Source organism: Nocardioides sp. JCM 18999, assembly GCF_055391175.1.
In genome coordinates, this window is the sequence record NZ_AP043887.1 from 3,699,446 (window position 1) to 3,716,375 (window position 16,930).

The 16,930-nt window shown below is 71.1% G+C and carries 18 protein-coding genes and 2 tRNA genes; 16 read left to right on the top strand and 4 right to left on the bottom strand.

Going from position 1 to position 16,930, the window contains the following annotated elements; genetic code table 11:
- The first annotated feature begins 65 nt into the window (after window positions 1-65).
- Entirely contained in the window at window positions 66-2,342 is a 2,277-nt protein-coding gene (locus tag ACZ5J1_RS18270; protein ID WP_464561113.1) for an MMPL family transporter, read from the top strand.
- Here ACZ5J1_RS18270 and ACZ5J1_RS18275 read toward each other — a convergent pair.
- Entirely contained in the window at window positions 2,313-2,840 is a 528-nt protein-coding gene (locus ACZ5J1_RS18275) for a bacterial proteasome activator family protein (RefSeq protein WP_464561114.1), read from the bottom strand. The genes ACZ5J1_RS18270 and ACZ5J1_RS18275 overlap by 30 nt on opposite strands.
- Window positions 2,837-3,820, bottom strand: a complete 984-nt coding sequence (locus tag ACZ5J1_RS18280; protein ID WP_464561116.1) for an NAD(P)H-quinone oxidoreductase — start codon at window positions 3,818-3,820, stop codon at window positions 2,837-2,839. Before ACZ5J1_RS18280 ends, ACZ5J1_RS18275 begins: the two co-directional genes overlap by 4 nt.
- 48 nt (window positions 3,821-3,868) lie before the next feature.
- On the opposite strand from ACZ5J1_RS18280, the gene ACZ5J1_RS18285 reads away from it, so the two are divergent.
- The 5 genes from ACZ5J1_RS18285 to ACZ5J1_RS18305 all read left to right on the top strand — a co-directional run bounded on the left by ACZ5J1_RS18285 (window position 3,869) and on the right by ACZ5J1_RS18305 (window position 7,038).
- Window positions 3,869-4,678, top strand: a complete 810-nt coding sequence (locus ACZ5J1_RS18285) for a carbon-nitrogen hydrolase family protein (RefSeq protein WP_464561118.1) — start codon at window positions 3,869-3,871, stop codon at window positions 4,676-4,678.
- A gap of 11 nt (window positions 4,679-4,689) precedes the next feature.
- The gene (locus tag ACZ5J1_RS18290; RefSeq protein ID WP_464561120.1) at window positions 4,690-6,120 is read left to right on the top strand and encodes a hypothetical protein; all 1,431 of its coding nucleotides are present in this window, start codon (window positions 4,690-4,692) and stop codon (window positions 6,118-6,120) included.
- Between the two features lie 46 nt (window positions 6,121-6,166).
- Window positions 6,167-6,412, top strand: a complete 246-nt coding sequence (locus ACZ5J1_RS18295; RefSeq protein ID WP_464561122.1) for a biotin/lipoyl-binding carrier protein — start codon at window positions 6,167-6,169, stop codon at window positions 6,410-6,412.
- A gap of 63 nt (window positions 6,413-6,475) precedes the next feature.
- Window positions 6,476-6,560, top strand: a tRNA-Ser gene (locus ACZ5J1_RS18300).
- Window position 6,561: 1 nt separating this feature from the next.
- Entirely contained in the window at window positions 6,562-7,038 is a 477-nt protein-coding gene (locus tag ACZ5J1_RS18305) for a hypothetical protein (RefSeq protein ID WP_464561124.1), read from the top strand.
- A gap of 18 nt (window positions 7,039-7,056) precedes the next feature.
- Here ACZ5J1_RS18305 and ACZ5J1_RS18310 read toward each other — a convergent pair whose 3' ends face one another.
- The gene (locus tag ACZ5J1_RS18310) at window positions 7,057-8,955 is read right to left on the bottom strand and encodes an APC family permease (protein ID WP_464561126.1); all 1,899 of its coding nucleotides are present in this window, start codon (window positions 8,953-8,955) and stop codon (window positions 7,057-7,059) included.
- A 104-nt stretch (window positions 8,956-9,059) separates the two neighbouring features.
- Between ACZ5J1_RS18310 and ACZ5J1_RS18315 the strand changes: the two genes are divergently transcribed.
- The 10 genes from ACZ5J1_RS18315 to ACZ5J1_RS18360 all read left to right on the top strand — a co-directional run bounded on the left by ACZ5J1_RS18315 (window position 9,060) and on the right by ACZ5J1_RS18360 (window position 15,818).
- A complete protein-coding gene (locus ACZ5J1_RS18315; protein ID WP_464561128.1) occupies window positions 9,060-10,109 on the top strand; it encodes a sensor histidine kinase in 1,050 nt (349 codons plus the stop codon).
- Window positions 10,106-10,798, top strand: a complete 693-nt coding sequence (locus ACZ5J1_RS18320) for a response regulator (RefSeq protein ID WP_464561130.1) — start codon at window positions 10,106-10,108, stop codon at window positions 10,796-10,798. The genes ACZ5J1_RS18315 and ACZ5J1_RS18320 overlap by 4 nt, the downstream gene beginning before the upstream one ends.
- 85 nt (window positions 10,799-10,883) lie before the next feature.
- Window positions 10,884-10,973, top strand: a tRNA-Ser gene (locus tag ACZ5J1_RS18325).
- A gap of 93 nt (window positions 10,974-11,066) precedes the next feature.
- Entirely contained in the window at window positions 11,067-11,492 is a 426-nt protein-coding gene (locus tag ACZ5J1_RS18330; protein WP_464561132.1) for a TOBE domain-containing protein, read from the top strand.
- A complete protein-coding gene (gene modA / locus ACZ5J1_RS18335; RefSeq protein ID WP_464561134.1) occupies window positions 11,489-12,262 on the top strand; it encodes a molybdate ABC transporter substrate-binding protein in 774 nt (257 codons plus the stop codon). The genes ACZ5J1_RS18330 and modA overlap by 4 nt, the downstream gene beginning before the upstream one ends.
- Window positions 12,252-13,091 (top strand): ABC transporter permease, encoded by an 840-nt coding sequence (locus tag ACZ5J1_RS18340; RefSeq protein WP_464561136.1) that lies wholly within the window; start codon window positions 12,252-12,254, stop codon window positions 13,089-13,091. The genes modA and ACZ5J1_RS18340 overlap by 11 nt, the downstream gene beginning before the upstream one ends.
- Window positions 13,088-14,143 (top strand): ABC transporter ATP-binding protein, encoded by a 1,056-nt coding sequence (locus tag ACZ5J1_RS18345; RefSeq protein WP_464561137.1) that lies wholly within the window; start codon window positions 13,088-13,090, stop codon window positions 14,141-14,143. Before ACZ5J1_RS18340 ends, ACZ5J1_RS18345 begins: the two co-directional genes overlap by 4 nt.
- Window position 14,144: 1 nt before the next feature.
- Entirely contained in the window at window positions 14,145-14,381 is a 237-nt protein-coding gene (locus ACZ5J1_RS18350; RefSeq protein WP_464561139.1) for a MoaD/ThiS family protein, read from the top strand.
- Window positions 14,382-14,430: 49 nt separating this feature from the next.
- Window positions 14,431-15,432 (top strand): GTP 3',8-cyclase MoaA, encoded by a 1,002-nt coding sequence (gene moaA / locus ACZ5J1_RS18355; RefSeq protein WP_464561141.1) that lies wholly within the window; start codon window positions 14,431-14,433, stop codon window positions 15,430-15,432.
- Between the two features lie 248 nt (window positions 15,433-15,680).
- Complete coding sequence (locus tag ACZ5J1_RS18360) at window positions 15,681-15,818, top strand: hypothetical protein (protein WP_464561143.1); 138 nt, start codon at window positions 15,681-15,683, stop codon at window positions 15,816-15,818.
- A gap of 24 nt (window positions 15,819-15,842) precedes the next feature.
- Here the strand turns inward: ACZ5J1_RS18360 and ACZ5J1_RS18365 are convergent, their stop codons facing one another.
- Window positions 15,843-16,850, bottom strand: coding sequence for a LuxR family transcriptional regulator (locus ACZ5J1_RS18365; RefSeq protein WP_464561145.1), 1,008 nt, complete (start codon window positions 16,848-16,850; stop codon window positions 15,843-15,845).
- Between the last annotated feature and the right edge of the window lie 80 nt (window positions 16,851-16,930).

The following is a 16,930-nucleotide window of genomic DNA, read 5'->3' on the forward strand; positions in this document are numbered from 1 at the left end:
AGTCCGAATCGCTTAGAGTGGGTAACCGGACCATGAGGTCCACTTAAATCTCTGAGGGAGACGCCATGGCGTGGCACCTGTTCCGGCTCGGACGCTGGTCGTTCGTGCACCACAAGCTCGTCGCGGGGGTGTGGGTCGTCCTGCTCGCCGTGATGGCGATCGGGTCGGTCACACTCTCGGGTCAGACCAACGACAACTTCGAGATGAAGGGGATCGAGTCGACCCAGGCGTTCGACCTGATCAAGGAGCGCAGCCCCCAGGCCTCGCCGGACGGCGCCACCGCCCGGGTCGTCTTCGAGGCCCCAGAGGGGGAGTCGCTGACCGACCCCGCCAACAAGCGGGTCGTCACCGACGCGCTCAGCACCCTCTCCACCGCCGGCGTGCAGTCCGTCTCCGACCCGTACGCCGTCGGCACGGTCTCCCAGGACGGCCGGGTCGCCTACGCGTCGATCAGCTACACCGCCACCGCCGTCGACCTGTCCGAGACCGACATCGCCGCCCTCGAGCAGGCGAAGGACACCGCTGAGGCGGCCGGGCTGAACGTCGCCATCGGCGGGGACGCCCTCCAGGGTGAGCAGGAGACCCCCATCGCCGAGCTGATCGGCATCGCCGTCGGGTTCGTCGTCCTCGCGATCACCTTCGGATCCCTCTTCGCGGCCGGGATGCCGCTGCTCACCGCCATCATCGGCGTCGGCCTGGGCATGGTCTCGATCACCGCACTGACCGGCTTCGTCGAGCTCTCCTCGACCACCCCCGCCCTCGGCACGATGCTCGGGCTCGCGGTCGGGATCGACTACGCGCTCTTCATCATGTCGCGCTACCGCGCCGAGGTCCGCGCCGGACGGTCCCTGCCTGAGGCCGCCGGTCGGGCCGTCGGAACGGCGGGTTCGGCCGTCGTCTTCGCCGGGCTCACCGTGATCATCGCGCTGGTCGGCCTCTCGGCCTGCGGCGTCGGCTTCCTCACCCAGATGGGTCTCGGCGGCGCCTTCACCGTGTTCCTCGCCGTGCTGATCGCGCTCACCCTGCTGCCGGCGCTGCTCGGCTTCGCCGGTCACCGGGCGATCCGGCACAACCGGATCTTCGGGCGGGACAAGGAAGCCGGCACTGCTGGCAAGCCGACCGCCGGTCGTCGCTGGGTCGAGACCGTCAGCCGGTTCCGCTGGCCCGCGCTGGTCGCCGGTGTCGCCTTCGCGGTGATCGCCTCGATCCCCGTCGCCTCGATGCAGCTCGCCCTGCCCGACGACGCCAGCAAGCCCGCCGGCACCGACGCCCGGGTCGCCTACGACCTGATCGCCGACTCCTTCGGACCCGGCGCCAACGGCCCCCTCGTCGTGGTGGTCGACACCGCGAAGGCCGACGACCCCACCGCCGCAGTGGGCGAGGTGACGGCGAAGCTGCAGGCGCTCGCCGCGAAGGACGGCTCCGACATCGCCGCCGTCGTCCCGGCTGCCGGTGACTCACCCGAGGCCGCCGCAGCGCTGACCCAGCAGCTCGACGCCGTACGGTTCGCGACCATCACCGTCATCCCGGCCTCCGGCCCGTCGGACGAGTCCACCAAGGAGCTCGTCGCCGACATCCGCGCCGCCGTGGCCGACGAGCCTGCGACCACCGGGGCCACCGTGCTGGTGACCGGCCAGACCGCGGTCGGTGTCGACATCGCCGACAAGCTCAGCAGCGTCTTCCCGCGCTACCTGCTGATCGTGATGGGACTCGCGGTCTTCCTGCTGATCGCCGTCTTCCGCTCGATCTGGGTGCCGATCAAGGCCGCCGCCGGATTCATCCTGTCCGTCGGTGTCTCCCTCGGTGCGACCGTCGCGGTCTTCCAGTGGGGCTGGCTCAACGAGCTGCTCGGCCTGGACACCACCTCACCGGTGCTGTTCCTGCTGCCGATCCTGCTCACCGGCATCCTGTTCGGGCTCGCGATGGACTACGAGGTCTTCCTCGTCAGCCGGATGCGGGAGGCCTACGTGCACGGCACCCCGGCCCGCCAGGCGGTCATCGACGGCTTCGCGCACAGCGCCCGGGTCGTCGTCGCCGCCGCCCTGATCATGGTCGGTGTCTTCGCGGGCTTCGCCTTCGTCGACGACCCGATCCTCAAGACCATCGGCTTCGCGCTCTCGGTCGGCGTGCTCGCTGACGCGTTCCTGGTGCGGATGCTGATCGTGCCCGCGGTGATGCTGATCGTCGGCGAGCGGATGTGGTGGATGCCGAAGTGGCTCTCCCCGCTGGTGCCCAACCTCGACATCGAGGGTGAGGAGCTGGCCCGCCGCCTCGACGTGCCGGCCCAGCGGAGCAGCAGCTCCGTGGTCGAGCTAGAGGTAGAGCCCGCCGGTCGGGCCTGACGCCTCCGACTGGTCCTGCTGGCCCGCCGCGTCTCCCGCGGCGGGCAGCAGGGTCGCTCCTGGCGGCAGCCCTCGACGGATCTGCTCGAACTGCGCCCGCGACGCCATCTGCTGGGCGTAGATCGCCGTCTGGATGCCGTGGAAGAGACCCTCGAGCCAGCCGACCAGCTGCGCCTGCGCGATCCGCAGCTCGGCCTCGCTCGGGGCCGCGTCGGTGAAGGGCAGGGTCAGCCGTTCGAGCTCCTCGACGAGCTCGGGAGCCAGGCCCTGCTCGAGCTCCTTGATCGAGGCTTGGTGGATCTCCTTGAGCCGGGCCCTGCTGGCCTCGTCGAGCGGGGCCGACTTCACCTCCTCGAGGAGCTGCCGGATCATCGAGCCGATCCGCATCACCTTCGCCGGCTGCTCGACCAGGTCGACGATGGAGCGCTCGGAGTCCTCTCCGTCCGCGTCCACGATCGTGACGTCGGGGGCGATCTCGGTCTCAGGTGACTCGCTCATGCGCCCACCTTAAGGACGATCTTCCCGGTGTGGTCGCCCGATTCCATCCAGGTGTGGGCCGCGCCGGCCTCCGCCAGGTCGAAGGTCCGACCGACCTGCGGGACGATCCGGCCGGCGGCGACCAGCGGCCAGACCTCCTCGGTCACCGCCGAGCAGATCGCCGCCTTGCCGCGCGGTCCCTCCGTCGGTCGGCTGCGCAGCGTCGTCCCGACCACGCTGGCCCGGCGGCGCATCAACGCGTTCAGGTCGATCTCCGCCGTGATCCCGCCCTGCAGGCCGATCACGACCAGCCGGCCGGCGTCGGCCAGCGCCGCCAGGTTGCGGGTCAGGTACTTCGCGCCCATGTTGTCCAGGATCACGTCGGCGCCCCCGAGGCCGGCCACGACCTCGACGAAGTCCTCGTCGCGGTAGTTGATCGTGGTCTCGGCGCCCAGCTCCCGGCAGTACGCCGCCTTCTCGTCCGACCCGACGGTCGTCGCCACCCGGATCCCTCGGGCGTGGGCGTACTGGATGGCGAAGGAGCCGATCCCGCCGGCACCGCCGTGGACCAGGAGCAGGTCGCCGCTGCCGATGCCGGCGTGCAGCACCAGGTTCGACCAGACCGTGCAGGCCACCTCGGGCAGCGCTGCGGCGCTGACCAGGTCGATCCCCGACGGGATCGGCAGCAGCTGGCCCGCCGGCACGGCGACCTGGGTCGCGTAGCCGCCGCCCGCCAGCAGGGCGCACACCTCGTCGCCGACCGACCAGCCGGAGACACCGTCGCCGAGGGCGGCGATGGTGCCGCTGACCTCCAGCCCGATCACGTCGCTGCTACCGGGTGGGGGCGAGTAGAGACCCATGCGCTGCAGCAGATCGGCACGGTTCACCCCGGCCGCCGCGACGTGGATGACGACCTCGCCCGCGGCCGGCACCAGGTCCGGCACCTCCACCAGGGTCAGGACGTCGGGTCCGCCGGGCTCCGTGGCCATCACCGCATGCATGGCTGCGAGGCTAGCGCGGTGTGTGTGGCGGCTGACTAGGCTCGGTCCATGAGCTCCGTCCGCATGCCCGGCACCGGCCGGGCCTGGGACCGGTTCGAGGTGGCCGTCGTCCAGGCCGCGGCCAGTCTCGACCCTGTCGAGAACCGGCTGCGCCTCGAACCCCTCACCCCGCGCGGTGTCGACCTGGTCGTGCTGCCCGAGGTGTTCCAGCGCGACTTCGGCGCGACCACCGACGACCTGGCGCCCTTCGCCGAGCCGACCGACGGTCCGTTCGCGACCGAGCTGGCCCGGATCGCCGCCGACCGCGGCGCCCACGTCGTGGCCGGAGGGATCGAGCGCTCCGAGGAGGGAGCGCCCCCGTTCAACACCCTGGTCGCCGCCGACGGCCGCAGCGGTACGACGGCGACGTACCGCAAGATCCACCTCTACGACTCCTTCGGCTACCGCGAGTCCGACCGGCTCAGCGCAGGCCCGTTGACCCCGACCGTGGTCGAGATGAGCGGAGTCCCGGTCGGCCTGATGACCTGCTACGACCTGCGTTTCCCCGAGCTCGCCCGCGCCCTGGTCGAGGCCGGCGCCGAGGTGCTGGTCGTGCCCGCGGCCTGGGTCGCCGGGGAGCGGAAGGTCGACCACTGGCGCACGCTGGTCCGGGCCCGGGCGATCGAGAACACCGTCTTCGTCGTGGCCGCCGGCCAGCCCGCGCCGCGCTACAGCGGGCACTCGATGGTGGTCGACCCGCTGGGCGACGTGCTCGCCGAGGCGGGGGCCGGGGAGGAGACGATCCGGGCCGTGCTCGAGCGCGACCGGCTGGTCGAGGCCCGGTCGACGAATCCTTCGTTGCTCAACCGGCGGATGTAAGGTCGCGCACCGTGGGCGAATCAGGACGGCGTCGCGCCGAACCGGTCTCCCGTCGCAACGGACGGGCAGATCGGGTCAAGGGCGGCAAGCGCGCCGCGCGACCCGACGACACCCGCTCGATCCCCGCCTACGTCGAGATCGAGCCCGACCCGGTTCCGACGCCGGCCCCGACTCCCACCCCGACTCCCACCCCGCCGCCGACTCCGACCCCGCCGACTCCCACGCCGACCCCGGCACCCGTGCCGACCCCGGAGCCCACGCCGGTGCCCGCCCCCGTTCCGGAGCCCGCACCGGTTCCGCAGCGCGAGGTCGAGCCCGCCCCGCTGGCGGCCCCGAGCTCCCGGTTCCTCACCGGCACCTTCATCCTCCCGGCCCTGTCCCGCGTCCCGCGGCGTCAGGTCGCGCTGGAGGGTCCCTCGCCGACCGCGGTCGAGCCGAGCCACTCCGTCGAGGCCAGCCGCCGGGAGCTGTTGGCCTGCTTCACCAGCGCCGCCGTCGGCGGCCTCCTGCTCCTGCTCGGCAACGGGTTCGACCTCGGCCCGCGCTGGCTGGGTCCGTTCGGGTCCCTCGTCGTCACGGTCGTCTACGTCTGGGTCCTGGTCGCTCGGACCGGTGGCCGACCGGTGGTCTTCAGCGTCCTGGCGGCCGCCGCCGGCGTGACCGCGATCGTGCTGGACCGACCCGTCCTGGCGACCGGAGCGGCGATGGTGAGCGCGATCGTCGCGGCCGTCCTCGGGATGGCGATCACGGTGCCGGCGGTCCGGCAGCGCGACGCGTTCCGGGAGGCCTCGCTCGCGATCGCCGTCGCGGCCGGCGGTGCGGTCGTCACCGTCGGGTGGGGACCGAGCGTCGACCTCGACCGGTTCACCTACCTGGTGCTGATCTGCAGCCTCGGCGGCGCCTTCACCCTCGTCTACCGGCTCGGCGCCGGCCTGCACGGGCTCGGTCGCCGTGGCGCGGTCGTGGTGATGCTGGGCGGCGTCGTGCTGCTCGCGATCCTGATCTACGCCGAGGCACTGCGGCGCTACACCGACTCCTCGGTCCTCGACTCCGGACTCGACTTCGTCCGCTGGTGCCGCACCCACCTGGGTGCGTTCCCCCGACCGATCGAGGCGCTGCTCGGCGTCCCGGCGCTGGTCTGGGGCACCCACATGCGGGCCCGTCGTCGGCAGGGCTGGTGGGTCTGCGCGTTCGGTGTCGCGGGCACCGCGGCCGTCTCGGTCGCGCTGATGAACCCCGAGATCGGGCTGCGTGAGGTGATCCTCTCGGTCGTCTACGCCCTGGTCATCGGTCTCGGCATCGGCGCCGTCCTGATCCGGGTCGACCTCGCCCTCACCGGTTCCGGCGGTGGCCGTCGCGCGGTGGGTCGTCGCGGTCGTCGTGCCGAGGAACGCGAGAAGGCCGTGCGGCCCGAACCCAAACGCACCGGCGCATTGTTGTAGGAAACCTCCACGCCGTTCACGGCTCCGGGGGCCTACGGTGAAGCGCATGGCAGGGAGTACTGGCGGCGGTCTGTCGCGCACGCAGCAGGTCGCAGCCGAGTTGGTCGCCGTCGTGCTGAACGTCGAGGTGAGTGTCGGCCAGAAGGTCGAGGCCGGTGAGACCCTCGTGCTGCTCGAGTCGATGAAGATGGAGATCCCGGTCCTCGCCGAGGCGCCCGGAACCGTCCTCGAGATCAAGGTCGCGCCGACCGACCAGGTGCAGGACGGCGACGTCCTCGTCGTGCTCGGCTGACCGACGCCGTCTTGGGCCGGCTCCGCCCGCCCCGATATCCTCCGGGTGACCCGCACGGGTCCAGGGTGGTTGGCAGAGTGGTCGATTGCGTCGGTCTTGAAAACCGAAGTTGTGAAAGCAACCGGGGGTTCGAATCCCTCACCACCCGCATGGCGAGCGACCCGACCCCTGCAACCGGTGCTGAGCCGACCCTGTACCGCCTGGCGGCCCACGTCCGGGTGCGCTTCATCGGCCTCTACCTGGTCGGCCTGGCGCTGATCGTCTTCGCTCTGACCTTCGTCCTGCTGCTGGCGAGCCTCACCCCCGAGGTGATGCTGATCGTGGCGTTCCTCGGGCTGGTCGGACTGGCCGTCTTCGGCTGGTGGCTGCACGCCCGCGCCTACGTGGTCAAGGCCACCGCCGACGGGTACGAGATCCGCCTGGTCCGCTCGGCCGGAACCAAGGTCGGCCGCTGGGCAGCCGTCGAGGACGCGGTGACCAGCTCCCCGCACGGCATCGACTGCGTCGTGCTGCGGCTCAAGGACGGCACCACGACGACCATCCCCGTCGACCTGCTCGAGGTCGACAAGGACCAGTTCGTCCGGGACCTGCAGGGCTACCTGCAGCGCGGCCAGCTGAAGAAGTAGAGCCCTCGGCTCGACCCCTCAGCCCGCGTGGATGTGCGGGCGGCGGGTCCGGTCGCGCTCGGCCTGCCGCATCACCTCGCGGGTCACCGGGGCCACCTCGCCGGCTCCGAGGAACAGGAACTTGAGCAGGTTCGAGACCGGGTTGCCCTCGGTCCACTCGAAGTAGATGTGCGGCCGGACCCCGGTGCGGTCGCGCAGGTCGAGGAGCAGCGCGGCGAGCGCGTTCGGCACCGACGGAGCCACCACGGTGAGCACCCGGAAGCGACCGTGCCGGACCACGCCGTGCACCTCGAGCGCGCCCTCGAAGTCGCTGTAGTCGAGCACCTGCACCTCGACGAAGATCAGGTCGGCGTCGTTGGTGAGGTCGTGGTCGTCCCGGATCTGCCGCAGCTTCTCCTCGTACTCGGCGACGTCGCACGCACCCGGCTCGTTGGCGACCAGACGGATCGCGCGACGCGAGCAGTCCCGGACGAAGGTCTCCGCCTTGGCGTCGTAGCTGATCTCGGTCGTCCGCAGCTCGAAGACCCGAGCGATCCGCGAGACCAGGGAGACGATCACGATGGCGAGGATGAAGCAGGCGCCGATCCGGAGGCCGTCGGGACGCTCGCGGACGTTGTCGACCGTGGTGTAGGTCAGCACGGCCGTGATCACCCAGAACGCGAACGTCTGCTTCTTCTGGCCCGCCTTCCGGGCCGCCAGGGCGACGGCGACCGCAGCGGAGGTCATCAGGACCAGGACACCGGTGGCGTAGGCGCCACCTTGGGCGTCGACGTCGGCGTCGAAGTACCAGGTGATGCCGAAACCGACCACGGTCAGGACCACGACGAGGGGGCGGGTGGCGCCGGCCCATTCGGGTGCCATCCCGTAGCGCGGCAGGTAACGCGGGATCAGGTTGAGCATCCCGGCCATGGCCGAGGCGCCGGCGAACCAGAGGATCGCGACCGTGGAGACGTCGTAGACCGTGCCGAACCCCTCGCCGAGGTAGGTGTGGGCCAGGAACGCCAGGGCTCGCCCGTTGGCCTGGCCGCCGGACTCGAACTCCTGCGCCGGGATCAGCCAGGTGGTCACCAACGAGGAGGCGATGAGGTAGACGGACATGACGATCGCGGCCGTGGTCAACAGCTTCTTGGTGTTGCGGATCCGGCCGGCCGGAACGCGGTCCGTGTCGTCCGGATCCCCGGCGACGTGGGGCATCACCGCGACCCCGGTCTCGAAGCCGGACATGCCCAATGCCAGCTTGGGGAAGAGGGTCAGCGAGACGGCGACCATCGCGAACACCGAGCCGTGCTCACTGTGCAGCGCGTTGGACCAGTCACCGACCAGGTGGCCGTGCTGGGCGACCTCGATCGCGCTGGCGCCGATGACGACGGCGTTGAGGCCGAGGTAGCCGGCGACCAGGATGCCGGCGACACCGATCGCCTCGGTGAATCCTTTGAGGAACACCGCGCCGAGGAGCGCGATGAAGCCGAGCGTGATCCAGAGCTCCTGGCCGTGCAGGAACTCGGGCACGTGGGGGTTCTCGACCACGTGCGCGCTGGCGTCCGCCGCGGAGAGCGTGATCGTGATGATGAAGTCGGTCAGGGCGAAGCCGAGCAGGATCAGGACGAACAGCTTGCCCCGCCAGAACGGCAGCAGGCGCTCGAGCATCGCGATCGATCCCTGGCCCCGGGGACTCTCGGCCGCCACCCGGCGATAGACCGGCAGGGCGCCGAGGAGGGTCAGCAGGACCAGCACGACGGTGGCGATCGGGGAGAGCAGGCCGGCGGCCAGGAAGGCGATGCCGGGCTGGTATCCGAGCGTCGAGAAGTAGTCGACGCCGGTCAGGCACATGACCTTCAGCCAGGAGTGCGTCTTCTCGCGAGGGGCGGTGGTGCCGGTGGGGCGTGCCGCAGGAAGGGTGGTCGTCACGGCATCCATGCTTGACCGTCATCCGGGGCGGAAGCGGGACACTGACAACTTCCTAACAGCCGTCCGCGACGCCGTGGCCCGTTCGGGGTGGGGACGCACGCGATGATGGCGGCATGAGAGTGCGCCGCGACCGTGGCTATGCCCTGGCGGTGGCACTGCCGATCGCCCTGACAATGGGGTTGGTGGCGCTCCGTGGGCGTGACGATGTCAGCCTGGCCAGCGCCTTGCTGGGCTACCAGCTGCTGGTCGTCGTGGTGGCGCTGATCGGCGGATTCGGTCCGGCGCTGCTGAGTGCGCTGCTGGGCAGCGGGCTGGCGAACTTCTTCCTCACGCCGCCGTTCCACACCTTCTCCGTCGCACGGAGCGAGAACGTCGTTGCGCTGGTGGTCTTCGTCCTGGTGGCGATCCTCGTCGGCTGGGTCGTCGACATCGCCGCGAGTCGCACCCGCGAGGCGGCCGAAGCGATCCCCCTGCGGGAGGCCGATCGGGTGCGCACCGCGCTCCTGGCCGCGGTCGGGCACGACCTGCGGGCCCCACTCGCCGCCGTGAAGACGGTGATCTCCGGACTGCGCAGTCCGCAGGTCACGCTCACCGACGCCGATCGCACCGAGCTGCTCGCCACGGCCGATGCGGCGCTGGACAAGCTCGCCGGCCTGGTCGACAACCTGCTCGACATGTCGCGCCTCCAGGTCGGTGCCATGCCCGTGCTGGTCGAGCCGACCCACCTGGAGGAGATCCTCAGCCGGGTCCTCGACGACCCGACGGTCTCCGGCGGCCCCGTCGTGGTGGACCTCGATGCGGACCTGCCGACAGTGACCGCCGATCCAGGGCTCCTGGAGCGGGTCCTGGTCAACCTCGTTGCCAACGCGCAGCGGTACGCGCCGCCGGGCCGGCCGCCGTTGCTCACGGCGGTCCGCGATGCCAGCACCGTGATCCTCCGGGTAATCGACACGGGCCCCGGCGTGCCGCGGGACCAGCGAGCGGAGATCTTCGTGCCGTTCCAGCGGCTCGGCGACACCGACAACGACACCGGAGTCGGGCTGGGACTGGCCGTGGCACGGGGGCTGGTCGAGGCGATGGGCGGGACGCTGCTCCCGGCCGAGACGCCGGGCGGTGGTCTGACGATGGTGGTCGCACTCCGGATCGCCGAGGGTCGAACATGAGCAGCACGACGAGCTCGACGGGCACGGTGCTGGTGATCGAGGACGATCCCCACATCGCGCGGGCGCTCGCGATCAACCTGCGAGCAGCCGGCTACGGGGTGGTCACGGCCGGCGACGGCGCCGAGGGGCTGGCCGCCGCGGCCGAGCACCGGCCCGACCTGGTGCTGCTCGACCTCGGGCTCCCCGACCAGGACGGGGTGATGGTGATCGGTCGGTTGAGGGAGTGGAGCCAGGTTCCAGTGCTGGTCCTGTCCGGTCGGTCCGAGGGGATCGACAAGGTCGATGCGTTGGATGCCGGCGCTGACGACTACGTGACCAAACCCTTCGGGCTCGACGAGCTGCTGGCGCGGATCCGGGTCCTGCTGCGTCGCTCTGCCAAGCCCTCGGAAGAGACAGTCGTCTTCGGCGAGATCGAGGTCGACACCCAAGCCCGCCGGATCAGCGTCCGGGGCAGCGAGGTCCGACTCACCCCGACCGAGTGGCACCTCCTCGAGTACCTGGTGCAGCGCCCGGGTCAGCTGCTCAGCCAGCGCGAGCTCCTCAGTGCGGTCTGGGGGCCGGGTTACGAGACCGCGCAGGGCAACCTCCGGCTCTACATCAACCAGCTGCGCCGCAAGCTGGAGCCCGACCCGAGCCGCCCGATCCACTTCCGGAACGAGCCGGGCCTCGGCTACCGGTTCGAGCCCTGAGTACGGCGACGAGCGACCCTGATTGGCAGGTCGGGCGGTGGTCCGGGTAGCCTGTCCGGGCTGCCCAGCCTCGGCGGGGCAGTGTGGAGATGTCGCCTAGTCCGGTCTATGGCGCCGCACTGCTAATGCGGTTTGGGGTAACCCATCGGGAGTTCAAATCTCCCCATCTCCGCCACCGAAGCCCTCGGGGAGCACCAGCTCCCCGAGGGCTTTCTCGTTCACGACCTAGTCCGATTCGCAGATGCGGTTCTTCCGCTAGGTTTCTTCCGTGTCTTCGGAACATCCGTCCTATCGCCTCCGCGATGCAGCCCGACTGCTCGGTGTCTCCGACGACACCGTCCGACGCTGGATCAGCGCCGGGAGGCTGACCGCCTCCACCGACGCGTCGGGCCGCCAGGTCGTCGACGGCGTCGAGCTGGCCGCCTTCGCCCAGGAGCAGGCCGAGGGGGACGGGCTCGCCGAGCTCGGCGGTCGCGGCCGTGAGTCGGCCCGGAACCGCTTCGTCGGCCTGGTCACCCACGTCGTGCGCGACACCGTGATGGCCCAGGTCGAGCTCCAGTGCGGCCCGTTCCGGGTCGTGTCCCTCGTCAGCCGCGAGGCCGCCGACGAGCTCGGGCTGCAGCCCGGCGTGCTCGCCGTCGCCTCGATCAAGTCCACCAACGTCGTCATCGAGCTACCCCGGGAGTCCTCATGAACCGTCGCCTCACCGCCCTCGCCTCCGCCGCGATCCTCACCCTCCCGGTCGGAACCCTCGCCGGCTGCGGCAGTGACGACGCAGCCGGCGGCGACCTCAGCGGCACCATCACGGTGCTCGCCGCCTCCTCGTTGACCGGTTCGTTCACCCAGATCGGCAAGGACTTCGAGAAGGCCCACCCGGGCACCAAGGTCGTCTTCCAGTTCGGTTCGAGCGGTGAGCTCGCCACCAGCATCAGCGAAGGGGCGACCGCCGACGTCTTCGCCTCGGCCTCGACCAAGAACATGCAGGCGGTCCAGGCCAGCGGCGACGCGGACGACGCCGACGTCTTCGCCACCAACACCGGTGAGATCGTCACCGCGCCCGGGAACCCGCTGCGGATCAAGACCGTCGCCGACCTCGGCCGCTCCGGGGTGAGCGTCGCGCTCTGCGTCGTCACCGCGCCGTGCGGCGTGCTCGCGGCCGACATCCTGCAGAATGCAGGCGTGAACCTCACCGCGAAGGTCAGCGCGCCCGACGTGAGGTCGACGCTCGCCGTGGTGCAGAACGGTGAGGTCGACGCCGGCATCGTCTACGTCACGGACGTGCTCGCCGCGGGCGAGGAGGTCACCGGGGTCGAGATCCCCGACGACCTCAACGAGACCACCGCCTACCCGATCGCCGCGCTCACCGCGTCGACGCATCCCGAGGTGGCGCAGGCCTTCGTCGAGTACGTCGGCTCCGACGACGCCCAGGCCGTGCTGACGGCCGCGGGGTTCAGTGGCCCGTGACCGCTCCGCCCGCGCCGCCGTCGGCAGCCGGCCCCCGTGGCTGCTGGTGCCGCCGGCGCTGATCGCCGTCCTCTTCCTGTCGGTCCCGGCGATCGCGCTCCTCGTCCGAGCGCCCTGGGGCGACCTGCTCGACATCTACGCGAACTCGGACACCACCTCCGGGGTCGACGTCGCCTCCGCGCTGAGGCTCTCGGTCGTCTCCGCGTTCGTCACCACCGCGATCGCGGTCGTGATCGGCGTCCCCCTGGCCTGGGTGCTGGCCCGGGTCAGGTTCCCGGGCCGTGCGCTGGTCCGGGCGTTCGTCACCCTGCCGCTGGTGCTGCCTCCCGTGGTCGGTGGGCTGGCCCTGCTGATCGCCTACGGGCGCCGCGGGGTGGTGGGCGGATGGTGGTACGACGCCACCGGGGCCTCGATCGCGTTCACCCCGCTCGCCGTCGTGCTGGCCCAGACGTTCGTCGCGATGCCGTTCCTGATCGTCGCCGTGGAGGGAGCGTTCCGCTCCGTCGACCGGGGGCTCGAGGAGGCGGCGGCCACGCTCGGCTCGAGCCGCTGGTACACCTTCACCCGGGTCACGGTGCCGCTGATCGTGCCGTCCCTGGCCGCCGGCATGGTGCTGTGCTGGGCGCGGGCCCTCGGCGAGTTCGGGGCCACCGTGCTCTTCGCCGGCAACGTCATGGACCACACCCAGACCGCGCCGACCGGGGTGCTGACCGCGTTCCAGGCCAGCCCCGCCGAGGCGATCGCGCTGAGCCTGCCGATGATGCTGATCGCGCTCGTGGTGCTGGTCGCGCTGCGCGATCGCTGGCTACGTCCCGGGGTGGCCGGATGAGCCTGCACATCGACGGCACCGTGCAGCGCGGTGACTTCACCGTCGCCGCCGACCTCCGGATCGCTCGCGGCGAGGTGGTGGCGCTGCTCGGTCCCAACGGCGCCGGCAAGTCGACCCTGCTGCGGGCGGCCGCCGGACTGACCGCCCTGAGCACGGGCGTGATCGAGGTCGACGAGGTGGTGGTCGACGACGCGGCCACCGGCCGGTTCGTCTCCGCCGACCGGCGCGGGCTCGGTGTGGTCTTTCAGGACCACCGGCTCTTCCCGCACCTGAAGGTCATCGACAACGTCGCCTTCCCGGCCCGGGCGCGGGGCCGGTCGCGGACCGCGGCGCACCGCGAGGCCCGGCAGTGGCTCGAGCGGCTGGGCCTGGCCGACCACGCCGACCGGCGCCCGGCCGCGCTGTCGGGCGGTCAGGCCCAACGGGTCGCACTGGCCCGGGCGCTGGCCGCACAGCCCCGTGCGCTGCTGCTCGACGAACCGCTCGCCGCCCTCGACGTCCAGACGCGCGCCGAGGTTCAGGGCGAGCTGCGCGGACACCTCGCCGACTTCGACGGCCCGACCCTGCTCGTCACGCACGACCCGATCGAGGCGGTCCTGCTCGCCGACCGGATCGTCGTCCTCGAGGAGGGCGCCGTCGTGCAGACCGGGACGCCGGCCGCCGTCACCCGACAGCCCGCGACGCCGTACGTCGCCCGGCTGGTCGGGATGAACCTCCTGGCCGGGAAGGCTCGCGCCGGCCAGGTCTGGCTGGCCGCGGGCGGCGACGTGCTCGTCCCGGGGGCGCCCGACGGGCCGGTGCTGGTGGCGGTGCGGCCCTCGGCGATCACCCTCCACCTGCACGAACCGATCGACTCGAGCGCCCGCAACCGGTGGGCCGGGACCGTGACCGGCTTGGCGCCGTTGGGGGACCGGGTCCGGGTGAGCGTGGCCGGGCCACCGGACCTGCAGGTCGACGTCACCGCCCATGCCGTGGCCGAGCTCGGGCTGATCGTCGGCCGACCGATCTGGCTCAGCGTGAAGGCCACCGACCTGGAGGCATATCCTGCGTGACGTGCCGCAGGTGACGATCCGCTACTTCGCCGGGGCCCGTGCCGCCGCCGGGACCGAGCTCGAACGGGTCGACGCAGCGACCCTGGGCGAGGTGAAGTCGATCCTCGCCGGCCGCGAGGGCTTCGAGGCGATCTGCCTGGCCTCCTCGTTCCTGGTCGACGGCGGCCAGGCCGACGACGACGCACCCATCCCGGCCGGGGCCGAGGTGCACGTCCTGCCGCCGTTCGCTGGCGGCTGATCCCGCCCTTCCGAACCGCGGCCTCGGGACGCCGGATTAGGCTCGGGGTATGGCCGTTCCCCTCCTTGACGCGTACGGCCGACGCGCGACCGACCTGCGGGTCTCGCTGACGGACCGGTGCAACCTGCGTTGCACCTACTGCATGCCTGCCGACGGTCTGGCCTGGATGCCGACCGACGAGCAGCTCACCGACGACGAGGTGGTCCGGCTGATCCGGATCGCCGTCGAGCACCACGGCGTCGAAGGGATCCGGCTGACCGGCGGCGAGCCGCTGCTCCGTCGCGGCCTGGTCGACATCATCCGGCGGGTGCGTGCCCTGGGCGACCACCTCGATCTCTCCCTGACCACCAACGGTCTCGGCCTGCAGCGCAACGCCGGGGCCCTGCGCGACGCCGGCCTCACCCGGCTCAACGTCTCCCTCGACACCTTGGACCCGGAGCGGTTCGCCCAGCTGACCCGACGGGACCGGCTCGGCGACGTCCTGGCGGGGCTGGAGGCGGCGAGGGCCGCCGGCCTGGCGCCGATCAAGCTGAACGCCGTCCTGATGCGCGGCGTCAATGAGGACGAGGCACCCGACCTGCTCGCCTTCGGGATCGAGCACGGCTACCAGGTGCGGTTCATCGAGCAGATGCCGTTGGACGCCGACCGGCTCTGGAGCCGGGAGAACCTGGTCGCCGCCGAGGAGATCCTCGAACGGCTGGGCACGCGGTTCACCCTGGCCCCGGCGGTCGAGGCCCGGGGGAGCGCGCCAGCCGAGCGTTGGCTCGTCGACGGCGGCCCGACCACGGTCGGCGTGATCGCCTCGGTCACCCGGCCGTTCTGCCGAGCCTGCAACCGGACCCGGCTGACCGCCGACGGCCAGGTGCGCAACTGCCTGTTCGCGACCGGCGAGACCGATCTGCGCGGGCTGCTGCGCAGCGGTGCCGACGACCTCGCCGTCGCGCATCGCTGGGCGGAGGCGATGTGGGGCAAACCCCGCGCGCACGGCGGCGACGACGCGGCCGAGACCTTCGCGCTGGCATCGCGCTCGATGAGCGCGATCGGCGGCTGATCGAATCCCTCAGATCGAGGATCCGGATGCCGATCCCTTCGGGTGGCGTTCGTTTGCTCTCGGCGACTGCAGTTTTGTGCAATGCACAGAGTTGACCCGGCATCTGGTCGCGGGTGCCGTTCGCGGGCGGCAAGAATAGTGGTCGTTCCGGTTTGAGAGATGTTGTTCAGGGGGAGGGTTTCCACCGTGTCTCTCGCGGGATTCTCTCGGGGCCAATCACATCAGTCGCGTTGGAAGGACCTCGACTCATGAAGCTTGTTCGTATTGCCGCCACTGCCGTTATCTCCGGTGTGATCAGCCTCGGGCTGATCGGTCTGAACGCACCGCAGGCGCACGCGATGGACCTCAGCTGGGGTTACAGCGTGAAGCTCAGCAAGACCAAGTGAGCTGACCCCACCAGGGGTGACGACTCAGGAGTCGTCGGAGGCGAGAGACTCGGTTGTGATGCCGTGCTGCCCGATCGTGTAGCCCAGCTGGAACCGGGTCTCCGCCTCGAACTCCTCCTTGAGGTCGGCGATGTAGCCGGCGTACGTCCGAGGACTGACCCCGAGCCGTTTGGCCGAGACCGGGTCGGAGTGCCCCTCGATGAGCATCCGCATCGTCATCGCGCGCTGCTCCTCCGCGATCTGACGCATCGCCTTGTCGTCGCGTGAGCTGAACGGGCGTGCCCGCTCCCAGGCGCGCAGGAACACGTCGACCAGGTAGGCGACCACCGTGGGTTCGCGGATCGTCAGCGCGACCGAGAGGTCGTCCGGCGCCGGGATCACGGCGACCCGGCGGTCCACGACGATCATCCGGTTGAAGAACTCGTCCAGCGTCCGGACCTCGCCGCCCAGCTCCGCCACGGCGGCGGCGTACTCCCGTGTCACCGGGCTGCGTCGAGCGCTGTGCTGGTACAGGGTCAGGGATCGTGCTCCGCGGCCCAGCAGGTCCTTCTCGACCTGGGTCACGTTGACGGAGTACGCCTGTCCGGTCTCCCGGCCGGTCTGCGGCTGCGCCGTGAGCAGCTCGGTCTGGCACTCGGCCCCGAGCCCCAACAGGTACGGGCCGATCGCCTTGCCGCGCAGGTAGGTGAAGGGGCCGCGCTCCTCCGAGGTGGCCGAGCTGCGCCAGGTCTGGGCGACGCTCGCGAACCCCTTGCTCCACCGCGAGGACTCATCGACCAGGCGGGCGCCCTCGGCCGACATCGGGCTGACCACCCGGGCCTGGGCCGTGGTCGGATCCTCGGGGATCAGGGTGTCGCCGTCGGCGTGCAGCAGGCCGAGATCGATCAGCAGGTCGAAGGTGGTGCGCTCAGGGCTGTCGGAGGCGAGCCGCGGATCGTCGACGGCGATCCCGCCCATCGCGACGATCTCCTCGTAGAGCGCGATCCCGGCTGATTCGAACAGGACCCGCTCGTCGCTGCCGAAGTCACCCACGTCGTCTGTCCCTCCCCGTCCGATCCCCCGGGTGACGATGATTCCATACCGAACAACTCGACAAGGCGGCGCACCGATTT

Coding starts and splice junctions, on each gene's coding strand:
- ACZ5J1_RS18270 (WP_464561113.1), top strand. CDS start 66: ATGGCGTGGCACCTGTTCCGGCTCGGACGCTGGTCGTTCGTGCACCAC.
- ACZ5J1_RS18275 (WP_464561114.1), bottom strand. CDS start 2,840: ATGAGCGAGTCACCTGAGACCGAGATCGCCCCCGACGTCACGATCGTG.
- ACZ5J1_RS18280 (WP_464561116.1), bottom strand. CDS start 3,820: ATGCATGCGGTGATGGCCACGGAGCCCGGCGGACCCGACGTCCTGACC.
- ACZ5J1_RS18285 (WP_464561118.1), top strand. CDS start 3,869: ATGAGCTCCGTCCGCATGCCCGGCACCGGCCGGGCCTGGGACCGGTTC.
- ACZ5J1_RS18295 (WP_464561122.1), top strand. CDS start 6,167: ATGGCAGGGAGTACTGGCGGCGGTCTGTCGCGCACGCAGCAGGTCGCA.
- ACZ5J1_RS18305 (WP_464561124.1), top strand. CDS start 6,562: ATGGCGAGCGACCCGACCCCTGCAACCGGTGCTGAGCCGACCCTGTAC.
- ACZ5J1_RS18310 (WP_464561126.1), bottom strand. CDS start 8,955: ATGGATGCCGTGACGACCACCCTTCCTGCGGCACGCCCCACCGGCACC.
- ACZ5J1_RS18315 (WP_464561128.1), top strand. CDS start 9,060: ATGAGAGTGCGCCGCGACCGTGGCTATGCCCTGGCGGTGGCACTGCCG.
- ACZ5J1_RS18320 (WP_464561130.1), top strand. CDS start 10,106: ATGAGCAGCACGACGAGCTCGACGGGCACGGTGCTGGTGATCGAGGAC.
- modA (WP_464561134.1), top strand. CDS start 11,489: ATGAACCGTCGCCTCACCGCCCTCGCCTCCGCCGCGATCCTCACCCTC.
- ACZ5J1_RS18345 (WP_464561137.1), top strand. CDS start 13,088: ATGAGCCTGCACATCGACGGCACCGTGCAGCGCGGTGACTTCACCGTC.
- moaA (WP_464561141.1), top strand. CDS start 14,431: ATGGCCGTTCCCCTCCTTGACGCGTACGGCCGACGCGCGACCGACCTG.
- ACZ5J1_RS18360 (WP_464561143.1), top strand. CDS start 15,681: ATGAAGCTTGTTCGTATTGCCGCCACTGCCGTTATCTCCGGTGTGATC.